An 18,574-nucleotide genomic window follows, 5' to 3' on the forward strand; every position below is an offset into this window, starting at 1 on the left:
TCTTTCGTATCCAGTTTTCAGAGCGCAATTTGCTTTGAATGCTTAATATTCCCTGATAGCTCAGTTGGTAGAGCACTCGACTGTTAATCGAGTTGTCACAGGTTCGAGTCCTGTTCGGGGAGCCATTGTAGAGAGGTGTCCGAGTGGTCGAAGGAGCACGATTGGAAATCGTGTAGGCTCTAACCGGGTCTCGAGGGTTCGAATCCCTTCCTCTCTGCCAGCAAGGCCCGTTGGTCAAGTGGTTAAGACACCTCCCTTTCACGGAGGTAACAGGGGTTCGAGTCCCCTACGGGTCACCAACTTTTCTTTTAAAAAAAGATTGACAAAAAAGAATGACCTATGATAAGATATAAAGGTCGCTCAACATGGAGGATTAGCTCAGCTGGGAGAGCGCCTGCCTTGCAAGCAGGAGGTCAGCGGTTCGATCCCGCTTGGCTCCACCAATTAATCTATAATAATGACGCGGGGTGGAGCAGCCCGGTAGCTCGTCGGGCTCATAACCCGAAGGCCGCAGGTTCAAATCCTGCCCCCGCAACCAAATTCTTTACCTTTCGGAACTTTCCGAGAACATGATGTGGAGCTGTGGTGTAGTGGCCCAACATGCCTGCCTGTCACGCAGGAGACCGCGGGTTCGAATCCCGTCAGCTCCGCCACTTAAAAACAACATCAGGCTCGGTAGCTCAGTCGGTAGAGCAGAGGACTGAAAATCCTCGTGTCGGCGGTTCGATTCCGTCCCGAGCCACCATTGATGCAGTACAAGCAACACAAGTGAATATGCCGTTGTAGCTCAACTGGTAGAGCAACTGACTTGTAATCAGTAGGTTGGGGGTTCAAGTCCTCTCGACGGCACCACATGGAGGATTAGTGAAGTGGCTAAACACGGCAGACTGTAAATCTGCTCTCTCTGAGTTCGGTGGTTCGAATCCATCATCCTCCACCATTTTTTTACCTTAGGGGCATAGTTTAAAGGTAGAACAAAGGTCTCCAAAACCTTTGGTGTGGGTTCAATTCCTGCTGCCCCTGCCAATAAAACATTTGAATATGGCGGTCGTGGCGAAGTGGTTAACGCATCGGTTTGTGGATCCGACACTCGGGGGTTCAATTCCCCTCGATCGCCCCATTAATTCAAAAATTAGCATCACGTATTTTGTTGGGGATTAGCCAAGCGGTAAGGCAACGGACTTTGACTCCGTCATTCTCAGGTTCGATCCCTGAATCCCCAGCCATTTATATGCGGAAGTGGCTCAGCGGTAGAGCATCGCCTTGCCAAGGCGAGGGTCGCGGGTTCGATTCCCGTCTTCCGCTCCATTTATTTGGCGCCATAGCCAAGTGGTAAGGCAGAGCTCTGCAAAAGCTCTACCCCCAGTTCGAGTCTGGGTGGCGCCTCCACAGATTTCTCTTTGCAACAAATATGTGCCCTTAGCTCAGCTGGATAGAGCGTTTGACTACGAATCAAAAGGCCAGGAGTTCGAATCTCTTAGGGCACGCCATCTTTACTGAAATGCCGATGTGGCGGAATGGCAGACGCGCGCGACTCAAAATCGTGAGGGAAACCGTGGAGGTTCGAGTCCTCTCATCGGCACCAACTTTTCTAACACAAACTCTTAAGATCATAATGATCTTAAGAGTTTTTTTGTGTTTAATTTCATAATAGGTAAAATCGACCTGAAAATTTCCCCTTTACATCTGCTTAGACCTAGTGTACTATTTAACTAGAACACTAAGACGATGGAGGTAAGGAAATGATGAAATCATCTTCTGAAATAAAGGGAACAATCCCCGTACTTTCTTTAAAAAATGTAACCAAACGTATTGGAGGCAAAGCAATCGTAGATCGAATGTCATTTGATATTCACAAGGGAGAAATCGTAGGGTTGCTTGGGCCAAATGGTGCAGGCAAAACAACGACAATCCGAATGATTGTTGGTTTGATTCAAATGTCCGAGGGTGATGTGCTTATTCAAGGAAAAAGCATACGTAATGATTTTACAGGAGCCATTAGGCATATCGGAGCTATTATAGAAAATCCCGAGTTTTATCCATATATGACGGGGTATGATAATTTAAAGCAATATCAGAGAATGTCATCAGACATTACGGAAGAACGGATAAAAGCAGTTACGGAGCTGGTAGGTTTAGAGGCAGCAATGAACAAGAAAGTAAAAGCGTACTCTCTAGGAATGAGGCAGCGTCTAGGCATTGCACAAGCACTGTTAGACAATCCATCGTTATTAATACTGGATGAACCAACTAATGGCTTAGATCCAGCAGGCATTCGTGAAATGAGACAATATTTGCAAAGAATAGCAGTCCAAGAAGGGATATCGATTCTTGTATCGAGTCATCTGCTCTCAGAAATGGAGCTCATGTGCAGCAGAGTCGTTGTTATTCAAGAAGGTAAATATGTGACTCATCGTTCACTAAGTGATAAGGAAGAGCAATCCAAGCAACTATCCGTTGTTGTTCGTGTAGACGATATCGAGCGAGCAAGCCGGGTTTCTACAAGTATAGATGGGGTTGAAGTTATTCAGCTTTTAAAAGATAGCAGCGAGCTTGTATTAGCTCTTCAGAATGAACTTATTCCCCAGGTTGTAAGCAAGCTAGGGGAAGACAATATTAAAATTTATCGAATCACTGAAACGAAGATATCACTGGAAGACGAGTTTTTGAAATGGACTGGGGGTAGTCGCATTGCTTAATTTTAACGGACTAGTATTAAACGAATGGTTGAAAATGTCAAAGAAACGCAGCTTCTTCATTGCATACGCAGTAATGCTCCTTACGATTGTAGGTTTCACCTATTTAGTTTGGAAAATGTCTGGCGATCAATATCCAACTATGCTAGAATTTGCTGGATCGATCATGGCAACAAATGGAGTCGGACAGATCGTAACGATTGTAGCAATTATTTTCACAGCTGGTATCGTCGCAAAGGAACATCAATTAGGAACCGTTAAGTTTTTGCTCATACGAGCTCATGGTAGAAGCAAAATTTTAGCATCAAAATATACAGCAGTTATATTGTTTGTTTGTTCGCTCATCATTTTCACAATAGCTGCTGCTCTTGCAGCTGGAGGAATCGCATTTGGATTTGAAGCGACAGGAGAAGTTTCCTGGTTGGATGTTGCGAAATCAATGTTATTTCAAACGGTTTATACAACCATCTATGTAACATTAACGTTTATGTTCGGCATTTTAACAAGATCATCTGGAGCGACAATAGGAATAGGCATGACTGCTGTCTTATTGGAAGGCTTAATGAAAATGTTATTATCAAGCTACGATTTCTCCAAATATCTTCTATTTATGAATACAGATCTATCGCTATTTACAGGTAATGAATCGTCATCAGGCGGAATGTTATTCCCGAGTGTTGTGTGTGCAGCATATGTGTGTTTGTTTTTGGTCATTAGCTTTGTTACGTTTAAAAAACGGGATATTGCCTAACATGCAACGTTTTCAAATGGGCAGTTGAGGGGAGAAGGACATATTGTGAGCATAGAATTTGATAATAATTTGCCAATCTACTTGCAGATCATGAATTATATTAAGAAAGAAATTGTCATTGGCAAGTTGAAGGCTGGGGATAAAATACCGGCGGTACGAGAACTTGCATTAGAACTACAAATCAACCCGAATACGATACAACGAACCTTTCAGGAGCTTGAGCGAGAACAAATCGTCGAAACGAAGCGTGGGCTTGGCCGATATGTCACTAGTGAGGAGTCGAAAATAATGGATATCAAAAAAGAAATGGCAGGAGATTTGCTCGGTCGCTTTATTCAAGGGATGCAGGAGCTGGGCTTTGCAAATAACGATATCGTAACGATCGTTTCACAAGCGGTAAAAGAAGAAGATAAAGAAAAGGAGTGATAGGACTGTGGAAAGCATTTTGAAGCTGACTGAGGTATCAAAGTCATTCGCCGGCAAGAAGGCGCTAGACCAAGTATCACTCACGTTGGCGCATGGCAAGATTGTTGGTCTGTTAGGCAGCAATGGCAGTGGCAAAAGCACATTGATGAAAATAGCTGCAGGACTCATTCATCCAGGTTCGGGCACGGTAACGGTTAACGGGCATCTTGTAAGCAACGAGACAAAAGCAATTACATCTTTTATGCCAGATCAACCTCTCACAGAGAGCTGGATGCGCGTAGAGGATGCAATAGATTTTTATAAGGATTTTTATGCCGATTTTGATCATAAGAAAGCCAATGAAATGCTTGCTTTCATGAATCTGAATAAACGGGATCGGGTAAGCGCGTTATCTAAAGGGATGAATGAACGTCTTCAGCTTACACTCGTATTATCACGAAATGCGAGGTTGTATTTGCTTGATGAGCCAATCGGAGGCGTAGATCCAGTAGCAAGAACGAAAATTTTGGATGCGATTGTTAACTACTATAACGAAGAAAGCAGCTTAATCATTTCAACCCATCTTGTACGCGATATTGAGCGGATCTTCGATGAAGTTGTTTTCATACGCGAGGGTAAGATTGTATTGCAGGATGAGGTAGAAAATATAAGACTGGCTCACGGTAAAAGCGTTGATGAAATGTTTAAGGCGGTGTTTGGGGAATGATTAAGCTGTTGAAATACGATTGGAAGCGAAGCAACGATGGTATCCTCAGCACGCTTGCAATCTTTATCATACTAGAAGCAGCGTTCAGTATTACGGGATTGACGCGCAACTGGAATGAAGGTCTAATTACTGCGTTTAGTATTTTCGGCTATGTAATGGTCTTTATCTTGTTGTTCATCCATTGCTGCCGGACGTTTGAACGAAACATTAAATCCTACAGCCGGCGCTTACTGCCGCTGCACCCCATCAATGGAATAGGTGCTGCTATCCTTTTAGGCTGGATCATCATGCTGCTCGTTTTGATTATTGCAGCTATTCATATCTCGATCTTCATAGCTTTTTCGGATATGGATATTCAATATTTCAAAGAACATGTTTCTTTAGAGAACGGCGCTTTATTCGGAATGGTAATAAGCTATATTTGGATGTACACATCCTTTATGCTCTCGATTCTATGTTCGATTACAGTGGCTCGCAGCTTCCGAATGAAGCATTCTACATGGATCGGGATTGTCTTTTTCTTTGGAGTACAAAGCATTGCTTACTGGTTAACGAGTCAGTTGTTTGACGAAAGAGAAGGTATGATGGGTATAATTTCAATCAATGTACCTCAAGCGAATAGCGGATCAGTAACCTTTGGTTCATCATTTAATGTGGATTTTTTATTCGGACCATTTTTACTGGAGTTAGCGTTTACTTTAGGTTACTTGTTTCTAATGATTTATTTGTTAAAAAAGAAAGTCGAGATTTAAAAAAGAATGACGTTGGCGCATGTGGGGTGAAAATCCTATATGCGCTTTTTTATGCTTTAGATAGATTTGAAAAAAGGATCAGCATATCTTTTTTAAGTGATTTCAAGAAAACGCTTTAAATGGTAATATGATTATGATTCAATCGATATTAGGGGGAAGCGGAGCGTGAGGTTCGGTAAATCGATTAGAACTCGTCTTATTATTGGGTTTATGGCAGTTATGCTGCCGGTAGTTATTTATATGCTCATTAACAACAGTTACTCACGTGAGATCATTCGAGAGAAAGTATCTGAGACCTATCGAAACACACTCGATATTTACGTGGGTCAAACGGATCAAAATCTATTGCAGATTAATGATTATCTTTATAAAATGTCTGTGCTTGATACCGACGTAGGTTTGCTGATGTCCTTTCCGATGGATAGTGACGGTTATACGTTAACGAAAATAAGAATTGATGGGAAGCTAAATCGCGACGTTGGTGTTTATAATCTGATTGATGCTGTATTTCTATATCACGATAAAGATATTATTTTTGGAACAAAAAGCGTATATAACGATACAAAAAAAATAATAAAAACGCATATGGATTCAATGACAAAGGAAGAAAATCTGCTTATGAATGATCAACATTTATGGGAGGTCAGAGCAGATGAGCGGATGCCAGGGAAGTTTTTTTTGATCAATTTCATTAAGGTGTCAGATGATTTATACGTCGGCGCAATCATTAAAGTGCAGGATATAAACAGAATGTTATCGATTCAATGGAGTGACGGTGATATCGGCCATAACGGCATTTATTTACGCGCTGGCGATCAACTTGTTCAGTCATTGACGGAAAACTTAGCGCCGCTGGAACTCAGCTATAAAATATCGAAGAAACCGTATGAATCGCTGACTGATCGAAATACAGGCGAAACCTATCTTGTTATGAACAGAATGAGTGAAATGGTGGATATAGCTTATCGAGTCGTTATACCAGAGCGGACGCTGCTGCGTAATTTATTATTTTTTAGAAATGCGACGTTATTTGCTCCGATTGGGTTTCTAGCGATTTTGCTTATTTATTTGTTCTTTATGAGGAATATGCTGTTTAAGCCGCTGCATGAGCTTATTCTAGGAATGAAGAAAATCTCTTTAGGAATGCTGGATGTTAGATTGAAGAAAAACAAATCGCTTGAATTTGAGTTTCTAGGAAACACCTTCAACATCATGGCTGAACAAATTAAAACCTTGAAAATTGATGTTTACGAGGAGCAGCTCCGTGTGAAGCAAGGAGAGCTTAAGCAGCTCCAAGCGCAAATTAATCCGCATTTCTATATGAACAGCTTAAATATTATTTATAATTTAGCAGCATTAGGCGATACGGAATCGGTGAAAAAGATGTCGCTGCATCTCGCTGATTATTTCCGATTTATTATGAAAGCCAATCGCGACACGATCACACTTAAGGAAGAACTAATGCATATCGAGAACTATATGACGATTCAAAAGATCAGGTTCCCTGAGAAGCTGCAATGTACCTATGAGGGAATAGATGACATTTTGCATTATCCAATTGCTGCATTAACCATTCAGCCTTTTGTAGAAAACTCCATCATTCATGGGTTCAAAAACAGGAGGCAGCTTTTCCAAATCAAAATATGTGCGGAAATGGACTCCGAGCATGGATTTACGTTATCGATCAGCGACAATGGTACGGGCTTTAGTCCTGAGGTGCTGGAGAAGCTGCAAAACAAAGAACCGCTGCAGGAAGGTGAATCGAGCAGCTTAGGCATCATGAATGTCATTCATAGACTACAGCTGCTGTATGGCGAGCGGACATCAATTACTTTCCGCAATCAAGCGGAGGGCACTGGAGCAATTGTCGTTATCGTATTTCCTAAGCTTACGGAGGGAGTGAAAGCAGTTGTATAACTTATTGGTTGTAGATGATGAGGAGATAGCAATTCGAGGCATCGTGAATGGCATAGACTGGTCAACGCTGCCGATTGCGAGCATTTATACGGCTATAGATGCGGAAGAGGCCCAGGCGTTGCTGACTGCGCATACGATTCACATTATGATATCTGATATTGATATGCCAAATCAAAGCGGTATCGAATTGCTAGAGTGGGCGAATGAGCATTCCCCTTCAAGTGTAACAATCTTTCTGACCGGTCATGCGGATTTTAAATATGCGCAGCAGGCGGTTCAGCTTGACTGCTTCGATTATTTGCTCAAGCCGATTGATCATAACGCTCTAAAAGCATGTGTGAATGAGGCGCTGGAAAAAGCTCGTGATTTGGAGCAGCTGGCAAAAATTCGCGGGACGTACAACTTATTTTATGAGCAGTGGAGCAAGCAGCAGCCTATATTAATAGAGCGTTTCTGGCAAGATGTCATTCACTATCGTTTATCAGCGGCATCGCAGCAGCTCAATTTCTCATTGCAAACCTATGGTTTACCGCTTGAATCGGACAGTTTGATTCGCGTCGTGCTTATTAGCATCGAGCAGTGGCGGGAGGAATGGTCGGCCCGTGATGAGGAGATCATGACATACGGTATTAAGAATGCAGCTGAAGAGATCGTGCTTCAAGGTGAATCTGGCCATATTGTTCAAGATGGCAGCGGGATTTTATATGCAATATTTTATAGTGAAGCGTTTGGTGAAACGCAAGGCAATAATGAACTGCATGCCAGATGCAAAACATTTATTGATCAATGCAAAACGATGCTGAATTGCTCGTTATCCTGTTATATAAGCGAAGCAGCGGAAGTGAAGCAGCTACGTACTACAATACAAACGCTGCTTACCTTAGAGAGAAGCAACGTCAGCAATACTTGTGCGATTATAATGGAGCGTGATCATACACAGAAGCAAGGACTGAATACACTTCAGCAAGCCCCCTTCGCTGACTGGGCACTATTGCTGGAATCCGGCAAGCAGACGGAGTTGTCCTTGCGAATAGATGAATGCTTCGACCAGATGTTAGAGTTGAAAGTTGATTATACCCATATGGCATCGTTTTATTATGGATATATGAATATGGTGTTCCAATGGTTGAATAAAAAGTCGGTTCAAATGACGGACGTGTTTGTACATAGAGAATGGGAGGTAGGCGAGAACATTCTCAAATCATTGCCGCGCATGCGAACATGGACACAGCAATTGAGCCAGCAGATAACGGACTATGCCAACCAAAACGGCAAGGACGTGTCACAAGTTGTGGAGAAGGTTCAGCGTTACATGGAAGAGCATATGGGAGAGGAATTCAGCCGTGAGCAAGCGGCAGAGTCTGTTTATTTGAATCCAGCTTATTTATCTCGTTTGTTCCGAAGGGAAACGGGTTACTCGTTAACGGATTATTTGGTTCGAATGCGTATAGCTAAGGCGAGAATCGAGCTTGAAAAAACAAATAACCGAATAAGCGATGTTGCCATAAACGTAGGATATAGTAATTTCTCGCACTTTTCTAAGCTGTTTAAGAAAACGACCGGGCTTACACCGCAAGAGTATCGTAAAAAATTTCAGGATGTATGATTGAAAAGTCACTGTACCGTTAATATGGTCACGGCGCCGACAGATGTCGGCGTCTTTTTTTTATACAATTATACCTAGATGGAACACAAGAGTTTTAGAAAGAGGAGGGGGAAGGCGTTGGCGAAACATACGTCGGAAGCGATAACAACAGCTGCCTATATTCCGAAGAGTTCAATGAAAAAAATGTCTCAACTCCGTATTTTTCGCAAGTATTGGATGTTCTACCTAATGATGCTGCCAGCCATCGTATTGCTGCTGCTGAACAATTACATTCCGATGTTCGGAATCATAATTGCTTTCAAAAACATTAATTACGCAGATGGAATATTTGGAAGCGCCTGGAGCGGGTTAAGAAATTTTGAGTATTTGTTCAAAACGTCAGACGCTTGGATCATTACAAGGAATACGCTGCTGTACAACTCAGGTTTTATCGTATTGAACTTGGTATTCCCGCTCTCTTTTGCGATCATGCTTAATGAAATCAGAAGCCGTTTTCTCGCAAAGCTTCATCAAACGATTATGTTCCTGCCCTACTTTTTATCGATGGTTGTCATTAGTTATTTGGTCTATGGCTTCTTGAGCGATCAGCATGGGTATCTGAACACTTCGCTGCTGCCGGCGCTTGGACTTGAACAGGTTCAATGGTATTTCACGCAGGAGGTATGGCCTTACATTTTGCCTATCGTTAACACCTGGAAAAGCATGGGGTATTTTACCGTCATTTATATGGCAGCCATCATTGGCATAGATGATGAGTATTATGAAGCCGCAACTATAGACGGAGCAAGCAAGTGGAAGCAAATGACGAGTATTACGATCCCGCTCATCATGCCGATCATTACGATTATGACGCTGCTGCAGATCGGAAAAATATTTAACGCGGATTTCGGCTTGTTTTTCCAAGTGCCAAGAGAATCGGGTGTGTTGTTCCCGGTAACGAATGTTATCGACACCTATGTTTATCGCACATTCCTAACGGTTGGTGATATTGGCTTATCTTCAGCGGCAGGATTGCTGCAATCTGTAATCGGCTTCGCATTAGTATTTTTCTCGAATTGGGTGGTCCGCCGAATTAACAAAGATAATGCGTTATTTTAGAGTCTTGCAATCGAAGTGTATTTACGAAAATTTTGTTTGGAGGTGATCCTATGGAAGCAGCTGAGATTGAGAAAATACCTTCCGGATCTAATATCAAAAACCAATTATCACTTCCGGCTTCTCTAGGCATCAATATATTTTTTATAGTGTATTCGTTGCTTTGTATCGTACCGCTCATTTTAATTATTATGGTTTCGATCTCCGATGAAAGTACAGTTGTCAGGGAAGGGTATCAATTTATTCCATCAAAGTTTGATTTGGCAGCGTACCAGTTCCTATTTAAGGATGCGACCCAAATTTTTCGATCCTATGGTATCTCTATCTTTGTAACGATTGTCGGAACATCACTTAGCTTAATGATCATGGCGCTGTACGCTTATCCAATATCCAGATCAGATTTTCCTCATGCCAAGTTTTTTACCTTCTTCGTGTTTTTTACGATGCTATTCTCAGGGGGCTTAGTTCCTTGGTATCTCGTATATGTTCAAATGCTCGATTTGAAGGATACGATAATGGCTCTTATTGTACCGCTTTTAGTTGCTGCGTTTTTTGTTCTAATCATTCGAACGTTTTTCCAAACGACCATTCCTGTTGCCATTCTGGAATCTGCAAAAATTGATGGAGCGGGAGAGCTGACGATCTTTTTCAAAATCGTTTTGCCGTTATCGCTTCCGGTACTTGCCACAGTAGCACTCTTCCAGACGTTAACGTATTGGAATGATTGGTTTCTCAGCCTTGTGTTCATAACGAAGGAATCGAACATTACTGTTCAATACCTCATGTATAAGACGATGCTGAACATCCAGTTTTTAGCTAATAACAGTACGGCGGCGGCAGCTATTATTGCGGCTGGAGGCACCTTTAAGTTTCCGAGCGAGACGGTTCGTATGGCAATGGTTGTTGTTGGAATCGGTCCTATCATTTTTGCATACCCGTTCTTTCAAAAATATTTTGTAAAAGGGCTGACTGTCGGCGCTGTAAAAGGTTGAGTTCATGACTATCAGCAATCATACGGCTGTAATCGGCAACGCCGATTTAGCATATAATCCAAATTTTTGAGGGAGGTCCACCCGCTATGAAGCAAGTTAAACAAAAAACATCGATGCTTCTTCTCATGCTGATGTCCATCGTACTGATTGTGTCCGCATGTTCAGGAAACAACGGGAAAAACAACGCAGAGCCAACAAAAGCGCCAGCTGCCGAAACGGATAAACCAGTCACTAAGGATGAAGAGCCGCCAGCATCAGATTTGAAGCCATATCAGATTTCTCTCGTATATCCTGGCACACCGCAAACGGATGAGAAAAAAGTAGAAGAAGCACTCAATAAGCTGCTTACTGAAAAAATCAACGCAACGATTGATCTCAGGCCAATTGATTGGGGTGCATGGGATGATAAAATCAATTTGATGGTTGCTTCGAGGGAAGAAGTGGACATCGTGTTCACGGCGCAATGGAATGGTCATGCTAAATATGTAGCCAAAGGCGCATTTCTGGATCTTGGTGACCTAATTGATAAATACGGTCAAGGCATTAAAGATTCATTAGATCCTGCGTTTCTGGAAGGGGCGAAAATTAGCGGCAAAAACTACGGTGTTCCAACGAACAAGGAACTAGCGGCTGCTGGCGGTATCGTCTACCGCAAAGATGTTACCGATGAGCTCGGCATTGATATGAGCAATGTGAAAACACCAGAAGATCTTGATGCTGTATATGCAGTCGTTAAGGAGAAAAAGCCGGAATTAATTCCGCTGTATACAACGGCAGGCGCTTTCAACTCACACTTCTTCGCCAATTACGACTTCTTGGGCGATTCAACGATTCCTGGCGCCATTCTTAAAGATAAAGACGATACTAAAGTGATGCCTATGGAGCAGCTTGACCGCTACAAGCAATATTTAAATCTGACTCGTGACTATTTCAAGAAAGGCTACATTAACGCAGATGCTGCGACTACACAAGTTGCTTCAGCAGACGCTTGGAAGGCAGGCAATGTATTCTCTACGATTGAGCCAATGAAACCAGGCAAGGACGCAGAGATTGCAAGCGCTTCTAACCTGACTGGGAAGCTTGCTCAAATCATGATGACAGAAAAAACAGTCGCCACATCTGAAACTGCTGGTTCAATGCTAGGGATCTCTTCCACTTCTAAGGACCCAGACCGTGCGATGATGCTGATTAATTTGCTTCATACTGATAAGGAAATTAATAACTTGCTTAACTTCGGTATTGAAGGCGACCATTATACACGCAGTGGAGAAATCATAACAGCTACAGGAAATACAGCTAACTATAACCCAGGCTCGGCTTGGATGTTCGGCAGTCAGTTCTTGAACTATGTTTGGAATACAGAGGACCCAGATAAGTGGGCCAAATTTAAAGAGTTCAACCAAAATGCGAAGGTTTCTCCTGGCCTTGGTTTCGTATTCGACAGCGAACCAGTGAAATCAGAAGTTGGAGCATTGGCAAACGTAATCCGTCAATATCAAAGAGCGCTTGAAACAGGCTCGGTAGACGTCGATAAAACATTAGCTGAATATGATAAGAAATTGAAGGAAGCAGGCGTGGATAAAGTAGTTGCGGAGAAACAAAAGCAATTTGATGCGTTCCTAGCCAGCAAGTAAACAGCCTGTTGTTACGATCAATGAAACCCGCGCCTTCTAAAGGCGCGGGTTTTTCTTGCTTGCAATTTTTTGTGTATTCCTTACAATTAAGCTAACAAATGCAATTCATCCATGCAGTAGGGGGCTATACGGGTATGACTCGATCGATGTACCATTTGATGCGTGCAAGGATGCTCCTGCTGACCTGCTTCTTTCTAGTCATAGCTTGTTCAAATGAGTCAGGCACAGAACCGGCATGGAGCAACAGTGAAGCCAAGAGCCAACTTGAAATCAATAATGAAAGCGTTTCAATGATTTCAGGAGAAATGGATGAAGCTGATAACTCTGACATTCATCAACTAAAAGCGTATACGCTTAAGTTTGTATATACAGGTGCACCGCAGAAAGATGAAGAAGAAATAGAAACGGCCATGAATGACTACTTATTAACAAAAATAAATGCAAAAATAGATCTTATTCCAATTGACTGGGGACCATGGGACGATAAAGTCAATTTGATGATCGCATCACGTGAAAAGATTGATATTTTATTTACAGCGCAATGGAATAAACATGCGATTAATGTGTCAAAAGGTGCTTTTTTAGCCGTTGATGAGCTTCTAGATCAGTATGGCCAAGGCATTTTGCAATCGCTTGATCCTGTATTTCTGGCAGGCGCCAAGATTGAGGGACATAATTATGCCGTTCCAACAAACAAGGAGCTTGCTGCGCAGGGAGGCATTATCTATCGCGCGGATATAGCCGAAGAGCTTGGAATAGATATGACTAAAGTGAAAAGTATAGAAGACTTAGATGAGGTTTATCAGATTGTTCGAGAGAAAAAGCCGGAGATCACACCCCTTTATCTGAAGATGGGGGAATCGTTTAATACACATTATATTGGAAATTTTGATGCATTAGGAGATACATCCATTCCTGGGGTCATTTTGAAGGATGAAGAAAGCACTAAGGTTTTGCCTGCCTATGAAGTGGGACGCTATATAGATACACTGCACATTACACGCAAGTTTTTTCAGAAAGGGTACATTAATAAAGATGCGGCTACGAATCAGACGATGAACAGCGAGGCGCTGAGATCCGGCGATGTTTTTTCAATAACTGGTGCATTGAAGCCTGGCAAAAGTGAAGAGCTGGCAATTCAGACGGGGATGATTGGAAAGCTTGCACAGCTGCCGTTAAATGTGAAGACGATAGCAACGTCAGAGACCGCGGGGTCCATGCTGGCCATCTCCTCGACCTCACAAGATCCAGCGCGAGCAATGATGTTTATTAATCTGCTGCATACAGATGTTTATTTAAACAATTTATTGAATTACGGGATTGAAGGCAAACATTATGTAAAGGTTAGTGCGAATGTGATCAGGCCGACGGAATATACGCAAAATTATAATCCAGGAACCACGTGGATGTTCGGCAATCAGTTTTTAAATTATGTATGGGAAAGTGAAGACCCTATGAAGTGGAATAGCTTCAAGCAATTTAACCAAGAGGCAAAAATTTCACCAGGTCTTGGCTTTGTATTTAATGGAGATACGGTAAGGGCTGAAGTAGCTGCGGTCGGCAATGTGGATAGGCAGTACCAAACTGCGCTTGAAACAGGATCTGTAGATGTTGATAAAGTACTGCCTGAGTATATCGAGAGGCTGAAAGCGGCAGGTATCGAGAAAATAATAGCGGAGAAGCAAAAGCAATTCGATCAATTTCTTGCAAGCAAATAAGCCTCAAAGCTTATAAGTTGTGCCGGCCATGCGCTTTCGTTGCTGGACCGGCACTTTTTAATGATAAGAAAACGGCTAGAGAGCACTTCCGCCAAAAACAAAACGGTACTCCCAATGCGTATTGTCGATGTTGTCGATTCGTACGCCGCCGCTTTCCTTCGAATAAGTATCGAGCATTTTTCCATTGCCTAAATAAACGCCTACATGAGTGATCGTTTGTTTTGACTTTGTTAAACGCGAATAACCTGCCGTACTGCTGCCGTGATAGGACATAAAGAACATGAGGTCACCGCGCTTTAGGTTTTTCCAGTCAGTTTGAATCGCTGAATTTTTCTTAATATAAGCTGCTTGCAGAGCAGAGGTAGAAGGAAGCGTTACGCCCGCTGCTTTTTCAAATATGTGTTTGGTGAAATCTGAACAATCAAATGTTTTCGTTGTGCTTCGATTAGAGCCGAACTCATAGGGTGTCCCTAAGTATTTCATTCCTGTTGCAATTATTTTCTCCACCGATGATGATGCTGCATAGACATGTCCATTTGTTTGGAAAGGAATGGTCCCAGTATTTAATAATACGGTAGTCAAAAAGCCAGCTACAATGAGTTTCTTAATGGAATAGTTTTTCATTGGCAGCGTATACACCTCCTGTGTGATAATAACGTAACACAGGGATATTAGTAGTTTAAGCTGTAAAATATGGGTATTAACCCGCATTTGACCCTAGAGGCGGGCTGCCCACTCGACCTAAGTCTAGTGAGAAAACCGCCGAAAGTCCGTTTTATAAAAGGAGAAATTGATCTAAACTAAGTACATAAGCAAGAGCAACACACGTAAGGCAAGAAAAGAAAAATGAATAAATTCTAATAGTCGAAAGGAGTTGGAAATGGAGATGAATGGAAAAAGCGCTTTGGGCGTGTTGCTTGTCATCGTCGGCAGTATCGCGGTACTTAATTTTGTCGGAGTTCATTTCGGTGCAATATTCGGATTTTTGCTCCCGTTCATACTAATCGGATTGGGGGTTGTCGGTTGGTCGAACAATAAGAAATGGATTGGCGGAATACTTATTGCAATCGGCGGCATGATGATTTTCGGTAAACTCGGCGGTATCATCTTACTGCTTCTAGCAATCGGCTTAATCGTTGCTGGTGTGAGCCTCTTTAAGAAAGACAAACGCAGAGCATTCTAGTTGCTGCGAATCATTATAAAATGTAAAGATAGATGAAGCTGGTTTTGCACCGCAAAACGTTAAGGAGGACATTGAATGAGCATTATGAAGCGAGTTCGCGACATTACTGTCGCTACATTAAATGAACGGCTTGAGAAATCAGAGGATCCAGTACGGTTGATTGATCAATTCCTCTGGTCGACAAGAGAAGATATTATCCAAGCTGAGAAGTTGTATCAGCAGTATGCAGGACATAGCAATCACCTGAAAGCACAATGGCTGCAAGCTGAAGAGCAAAAGGAACGCCGTGAGAATCAAGCGTTGACAGCTCTGAAGGCTGGCGAGGAGCAAATGGCAAGAATCGCATTGCATGAGAAAGCTAGCTGCGAAGAGCGTTCAATTCAATATCGTGAGCTGTTCGAGCAAAGCCGTCAAAACACGCTTGATCTTGAAGAACAACTGCGCGAGATGCGCAGTGAATACCAATCGGTATATGACAAGCGTGAATATTATGCAGCACGTATGGAATCACTAAGGCTTCAACAAAGAATGAACGCTAGATATACGAGCGGCTTCGGTGATCAAGGCATTCAATCGGGTTCTGTGTTTAGAAAGCTGGAGGATCGTATAAGCGGTATGGAGCATGAAGCAAAGAGTCTTCGCGACATTCGCAAAATGGGTCAAGAATTCGTATCCGAAGCGGGCAACACATTGCAATCGGTTATTGAACGAGAGCTTGAGCAGCTGAAACGTAAGCTTGAGAAAGAGGGATGGTCGTCTTGAAAAAACTGTATCGATCTTCTCGAGACAAAAAATTATTCGGTCTTTGCGGTGGATTAGCAGAAATGTTAAATGTTGATGCGACGCTGCTGCGGATTCTACTTGTAGTCGTTACGATCTTCACAAGCGGAGCTGTTATTCTGATCTATATTATTGCAGGCTTGGTTGTTCCTAAAGAACCGCCGGTCTACTCCGGCTTTGGTCCAAACGGCTTTGGTAACGGAAACGGGAACGGTTATGGCGGAGGTTATAACCCTGGATTCGATCAACATACAAATTCGCCTTTCGGCGGTCCTTACAAAAACCCGCCGCAAGCGCCAGGCTCTTGGAGTGCACCGGCACCTTCATCCCAGCCTACAACATCGTCACAGTTCGATAGCATGATGGACGATTTGGAGAAAAAAGCACTACGTCGTGAAATTGAAGAATTGAAAGCCAAAATTGCTAAATACGAGAAGGGGGATTTTTAATATGGGAATTTTCAAACGCATGAAAGACATGACTAAGGCATCGGTAAATGAGGCATTGGACAAAATTGAAGATCCGATTATTATGTTAAATCAATACTTGCGTGACATGGAATCTGAAATTCATCAAGCTGAGGTTACAGTAGCTAAACAAATGGCGAATGAGCGCCGGATGAAGCAGCGCTTGGAAGAAACAGTACGCAGCGCGGCAGATCGTGAATCAAAAGCAGAAGCGGCTCTAAGAGCTGGACAAGAAGAACATACGCGCAAGCTGCTTGAAGAGAAGCTTTATTTTGATCAAAAGGTAACAGAATATACTGATTTGCACGCACAATCGAAGACTCAGGCTGAGGAATTGATGCAACAGCTGCACGCAATGAAAGAAGAGTTCTACCAGCTTCGCAACAAGCGCAATGAGCTTGCTTCCCGTGCACAAGTAGCAAAAGCTCAAAAGCAAATGGCGCAATTGACTACAAACAACACGATTGATAGCGGTTCGGCATCACGCGGCTTTTACCGGATGGAAGAGAAAATTATGCAGCTAGAGGCTGAAGCAGATGTTTTGCGCACGCCTTACTCCTATAACAGCTCTTCGAACAGCTTTAATGCAGCAGATGCTGAGAAAAAAAATAAAGTGGATGAGCAGCTGCAAGCACTTAAAAACAAACTAAACCCAACAACTTCATTAACAAAGGCTCCGACTGAGGAATAAGACTATAGGCTATGAAGGAAGCGGACCGTTTTGCGGTCTGCTCTTTCATATGTTTTTTGCTTCATCGTGGTTAAAATAGCGAAGAGAAGGAAGTGAGCCGTATGGAGCAAGGCAATAAGAGCGACCATTCGAATCATGCGGCCCGCAAGCGTCTGGTAACGGAAACGATATTGTGGCTGCTGATCATTGTCAGCTTGGTTGTTATCATATTGCAAGGAATCGGTTATGTTGATCTCTTCACGCTTCAAGGGAAATGGGCAATTATCGGACTAGCTTTCGTTGGCGCAGGTTTAGCGGCAGCTACATTAAACGGTTATTTGCAAAACTCCAAGCTAAAGGAATCGCTGAAGCGGCTGACCGAGCAGCAAAAGAAACGTCGATTTACGGTTACGCTAAGCAATGGGGAGACGACAGAAAACGAAATTTCAGAACAAGAGCAGGTTGATCCTAACTGGGCGAAGAAGGTTAAGTTCACCGCAGTAATCGAAGAGCGCCAGCGGCTTGCGCGCGAGCTGCATGATGCAGTAAGCCAGCAGTTATTCGCCATATCGATGACAGCGACTGCTGTTAGTCGAACGATTGAGCGAGATTGGGAGCGAGCCAAACGTCAGGTTCAGCTTATTGAGGAAATGGCTGCCGTTGCTCAATCAGAAATGCGTGCGTTGCTGCTACATCTTCGGCCCGTCCACTTGGACGGAAAAAATCTGGGGCAGGCGCTTACTGTTCTAGTGGATGAGCTGAAGCAGAAAGTACCGATGAAGATTACACTTGAGGTTGATGATACGATCCTGCTTCCTCCTAATGCTGAGGATCATTTATTCCGCATCGCTCAGGAGGCATTATCGAATACGCTCAGGCATTCGAAAGCGGAAAGCATGGATATCAAATTACTTCAATTCGGCAATCAAGTACACATGAGTCTAAAGGACAGCGGAGTTGGATTCGATCTTGAGGCGAAGAAGCAAACGTCCTATGGCTTACTGACTATGGAAGAGCGGGTAATTGAAATTGGCGGCTCCTTGCAGATGATTTCGAGACCTGGCGAGGGAACTGTTATTGAAATTTGGGTGCCCACTGATGTTTCATAAGAGAATGTAATATAATTAGAGATAATGATGAGCTTTACGAAAAAATGAGGGCGGTGTAAGGTGTGGAAGCAA

Annotated in this window: 17 protein-coding genes and 16 tRNA genes; 32 read left to right on the forward strand and 1 reads right to left on the reverse strand. The window is 42.9% G+C overall.

Annotation, left to right across the window (positions count from 1 at the left end; genetic code table 11):
- Window positions 1-49: 49 nt before the first annotated feature.
- From ACIFSR_RS32450 to ACIFSR_RS32580, 27 genes are all read left to right on the forward strand, one after another.
- Window positions 50-125 (forward strand) — tRNA-Asn (locus tag ACIFSR_RS32450).
- Window positions 126-129: 4 nt separating this feature from the next.
- Window positions 130-220, forward strand: a tRNA-Ser gene (locus ACIFSR_RS32455).
- Between the two features lie 4 nt (window positions 221-224).
- Window positions 225-299: transfer RNA gene (locus tag ACIFSR_RS32460), tRNA-Glu, on the forward strand.
- 71 nt (window positions 300-370) lie between these two features.
- Window positions 371-443 (forward strand) — tRNA-Ala (locus tag ACIFSR_RS32465).
- Between the two features lie 18 nt (window positions 444-461).
- A tRNA-Met gene (locus ACIFSR_RS32470) sits at window positions 462-538 on the forward strand.
- A 38-nt stretch (window positions 539-576) separates the two neighbouring features.
- Window positions 577-653: transfer RNA gene (locus ACIFSR_RS32475), tRNA-Asp, on the forward strand.
- A gap of 16 nt (window positions 654-669) precedes the next feature.
- Window positions 670-745: transfer RNA gene (locus tag ACIFSR_RS32480), tRNA-Phe, on the forward strand.
- A gap of 31 nt (window positions 746-776) precedes the next feature.
- Window positions 777-852 (forward strand) — tRNA-Thr (locus tag ACIFSR_RS32485).
- A 3-nt stretch (window positions 853-855) separates the two neighbouring features.
- Window positions 856-940, forward strand: a tRNA-Tyr gene (locus tag ACIFSR_RS32490).
- 12 nt (window positions 941-952) lie between these two features.
- A tRNA-Trp gene (locus ACIFSR_RS32495) sits at window positions 953-1,026 on the forward strand.
- Between the two features lie 18 nt (window positions 1,027-1,044).
- A tRNA-His gene (locus tag ACIFSR_RS32500) sits at window positions 1,045-1,120 on the forward strand.
- 31 nt (window positions 1,121-1,151) lie between these two features.
- Window positions 1,152-1,226 (forward strand) — tRNA-Gln (locus ACIFSR_RS32505).
- A gap of 7 nt (window positions 1,227-1,233) precedes the next feature.
- Window positions 1,234-1,308 (forward strand) — tRNA-Gly (locus tag ACIFSR_RS32510).
- A gap of 7 nt (window positions 1,309-1,315) precedes the next feature.
- Window positions 1,316-1,389 (forward strand) — tRNA-Cys (locus ACIFSR_RS32515).
- Between the two features lie 24 nt (window positions 1,390-1,413).
- A tRNA-Arg gene (locus ACIFSR_RS32520) sits at window positions 1,414-1,490 on the forward strand.
- Between the two features lie 13 nt (window positions 1,491-1,503).
- Window positions 1,504-1,585: transfer RNA gene (locus tag ACIFSR_RS32525), tRNA-Leu, on the forward strand.
- Window positions 1,586-1,742: 157 nt separating this feature from the next.
- Window positions 1,743-2,699: an ABC transporter ATP-binding protein gene (locus ACIFSR_RS32530; protein WP_430063314.1), complete on the forward strand. Its 957-nt coding sequence runs from the start codon at window positions 1,743-1,745 to the stop codon at window positions 2,697-2,699.
- Window positions 2,692-3,447 carry an ABC transporter permease gene (locus ACIFSR_RS32535; RefSeq protein ID WP_430063316.1) on the forward strand — a complete coding sequence of 252 codons (756 nt, stop codon included), beginning with the start codon at window positions 2,692-2,694 and terminating at the stop codon, window positions 3,445-3,447. Before ACIFSR_RS32530 ends, ACIFSR_RS32535 begins: the two co-directional genes overlap by 8 nt.
- Window positions 3,448-3,492: 45 nt before the next feature.
- Window positions 3,493-3,873 carry a GntR family transcriptional regulator gene (locus ACIFSR_RS32540; RefSeq protein ID WP_339207450.1) on the forward strand — a complete coding sequence of 127 codons (381 nt, stop codon included), beginning with the start codon at window positions 3,493-3,495 and terminating at the stop codon, window positions 3,871-3,873.
- Window positions 3,874-3,880: 7 nt separating this feature from the next.
- A complete protein-coding gene (locus ACIFSR_RS32545) occupies window positions 3,881-4,579 on the forward strand; it encodes an ABC transporter ATP-binding protein (RefSeq protein WP_339207452.1) in 699 nt (232 codons plus the stop codon).
- Entirely contained in the window at window positions 4,576-5,331 is a 756-nt protein-coding gene (locus tag ACIFSR_RS32550) for a hypothetical protein (protein WP_339207453.1), read from the forward strand. The genes ACIFSR_RS32545 and ACIFSR_RS32550 overlap by 4 nt, the downstream gene beginning before the upstream one ends.
- Window positions 5,332-5,496: 165 nt before the next feature.
- Entirely contained in the window at window positions 5,497-7,248 is a 1,752-nt protein-coding gene (locus ACIFSR_RS32555) for a sensor histidine kinase (protein WP_339207454.1), read from the forward strand.
- On the forward strand, window positions 7,241-8,854 hold the full coding sequence (locus ACIFSR_RS32560) for a helix-turn-helix domain-containing protein (RefSeq protein ID WP_430063319.1): 1,614 nt from the start codon (window positions 7,241-7,243) through the stop codon (window positions 8,852-8,854). Before ACIFSR_RS32555 ends, ACIFSR_RS32560 begins: the two co-directional genes overlap by 8 nt.
- A 174-nt stretch (window positions 8,855-9,028) precedes the next feature.
- On the forward strand, window positions 9,029-9,952 hold the full coding sequence (locus ACIFSR_RS32565; protein ID WP_076271054.1) for an ABC transporter permease: 924 nt from the start codon (window positions 9,029-9,031) through the stop codon (window positions 9,950-9,952).
- A gap of 50 nt (window positions 9,953-10,002) precedes the next feature.
- Window positions 10,003-10,941: a carbohydrate ABC transporter permease gene (locus tag ACIFSR_RS32570; protein WP_076270979.1), complete on the forward strand. Its 939-nt coding sequence runs from the start codon at window positions 10,003-10,005 to the stop codon at window positions 10,939-10,941.
- A gap of 86 nt (window positions 10,942-11,027) precedes the next feature.
- On the forward strand, window positions 11,028-12,575 hold the full coding sequence (locus ACIFSR_RS32575; protein ID WP_339207456.1) for an ABC transporter substrate-binding protein: 1,548 nt from the start codon (window positions 11,028-11,030) through the stop codon (window positions 12,573-12,575).
- 134 nt (window positions 12,576-12,709) lie between these two features.
- The gene (locus ACIFSR_RS32580) at window positions 12,710-14,293 is read left to right on the forward strand and encodes an ABC transporter substrate-binding protein (protein ID WP_339207457.1); all 1,584 of its coding nucleotides are present in this window, start codon (window positions 12,710-12,712) and stop codon (window positions 14,291-14,293) included.
- A gap of 75 nt (window positions 14,294-14,368) precedes the next feature.
- Here the strand turns inward: ACIFSR_RS32580 and ACIFSR_RS32585 are convergent, their stop codons facing one another.
- Window positions 14,369-14,917 carry a C40 family peptidase gene (locus ACIFSR_RS32585; protein WP_339207458.1) on the reverse strand — a complete coding sequence of 183 codons (549 nt, stop codon included), beginning with the start codon at window positions 14,915-14,917 and terminating at the stop codon, window positions 14,369-14,371.
- A gap of 262 nt (window positions 14,918-15,179) precedes the next feature.
- Between ACIFSR_RS32585 and ACIFSR_RS32590 the strand changes: the two genes are divergently transcribed.
- From ACIFSR_RS32590 to ACIFSR_RS32610, 5 genes are all read left to right on the forward strand, one after another.
- A complete protein-coding gene (locus ACIFSR_RS32590) occupies window positions 15,180-15,476 on the forward strand; it encodes a LiaF transmembrane domain-containing protein (RefSeq protein WP_076271055.1) in 297 nt (98 codons plus the stop codon).
- A 75-nt stretch (window positions 15,477-15,551) separates the two neighbouring features.
- Window positions 15,552-16,238 (forward strand): PspA/IM30 family protein, encoded by a 687-nt coding sequence (locus ACIFSR_RS32595; protein WP_076270983.1) that lies wholly within the window; start codon window positions 15,552-15,554, stop codon window positions 16,236-16,238.
- Window positions 16,226-16,705: a PspC domain-containing protein gene (locus ACIFSR_RS32600; protein WP_430063323.1), complete on the forward strand. Its 480-nt coding sequence runs from the start codon at window positions 16,226-16,228 to the stop codon at window positions 16,703-16,705. Before ACIFSR_RS32595 ends, ACIFSR_RS32600 begins: the two co-directional genes overlap by 13 nt.
- A 1-nt stretch (window position 16,706) precedes the next feature.
- Window positions 16,707-17,414, forward strand: a complete 708-nt coding sequence (locus tag ACIFSR_RS32605) for a PspA/IM30 family protein (RefSeq protein WP_076270985.1) — start codon at window positions 16,707-16,709, stop codon at window positions 17,412-17,414.
- 101 nt (window positions 17,415-17,515) lie between these two features.
- A complete protein-coding gene (locus ACIFSR_RS32610; protein ID WP_076270986.1) occupies window positions 17,516-18,502 on the forward strand; it encodes a sensor histidine kinase in 987 nt (328 codons plus the stop codon).
- The last annotated feature ends 72 nt before the right edge of the window (window positions 18,503-18,574 follow it).

Origin of the sequence: Paenibacillus sp. NRS-1760 (assembly GCF_050467785.1) — a bacterium.
GTDB lineage: Bacteria > Bacillota > Bacilli > Paenibacillales > Paenibacillaceae > Pristimantibacillus.

Bases quoted from the DNA above. Each gene is read 5' to 3' on its own strand.
- ACIFSR_RS32530 (WP_430063314.1), top strand. From the start codon at position 1,743: ATGATGAAATCATCTTCTGAAATAAAGGGAACAATCCCCGTACTTTCT.
- ACIFSR_RS32550 (WP_339207453.1), top strand. From the start codon at position 4,576: ATGATTAAGCTGTTGAAATACGATTGGAAGCGAAGCAACGATGGTATC.
- ACIFSR_RS32565 (WP_076271054.1), top strand. From the start codon at position 9,029: ATGAAAAAAATGTCTCAACTCCGTATTTTTCGCAAGTATTGGATGTTC.
- ACIFSR_RS32570 (WP_076270979.1), top strand. From the start codon at position 10,003: ATGGAAGCAGCTGAGATTGAGAAAATACCTTCCGGATCTAATATCAAA.
- ACIFSR_RS32575 (WP_339207456.1), top strand. From the start codon at position 11,028: ATGAAGCAAGTTAAACAAAAAACATCGATGCTTCTTCTCATGCTGATG.
- ACIFSR_RS32580 (WP_339207457.1), top strand. From the start codon at position 12,710: ATGACTCGATCGATGTACCATTTGATGCGTGCAAGGATGCTCCTGCTG.
- ACIFSR_RS32585 (WP_339207458.1), bottom strand. From the start codon at position 14,917: ATGAAAAACTATTCCATTAAGAAACTCATTGTAGCTGGCTTTTTGACT.
- ACIFSR_RS32590 (WP_076271055.1), top strand. From the start codon at position 15,180: ATGAATGGAAAAAGCGCTTTGGGCGTGTTGCTTGTCATCGTCGGCAGT.
- ACIFSR_RS32595 (WP_076270983.1), top strand. From the start codon at position 15,552: ATGAGCATTATGAAGCGAGTTCGCGACATTACTGTCGCTACATTAAAT.
- ACIFSR_RS32600 (WP_430063323.1), top strand. From the start codon at position 16,226: ATGGTCGTCTTGAAAAAACTGTATCGATCTTCTCGAGACAAAAAATTA.
- ACIFSR_RS32605 (WP_076270985.1), top strand. From the start codon at position 16,707: ATGGGAATTTTCAAACGCATGAAAGACATGACTAAGGCATCGGTAAAT.
- ACIFSR_RS32610 (WP_076270986.1), top strand. From the start codon at position 17,516: ATGGAGCAAGGCAATAAGAGCGACCATTCGAATCATGCGGCCCGCAAG.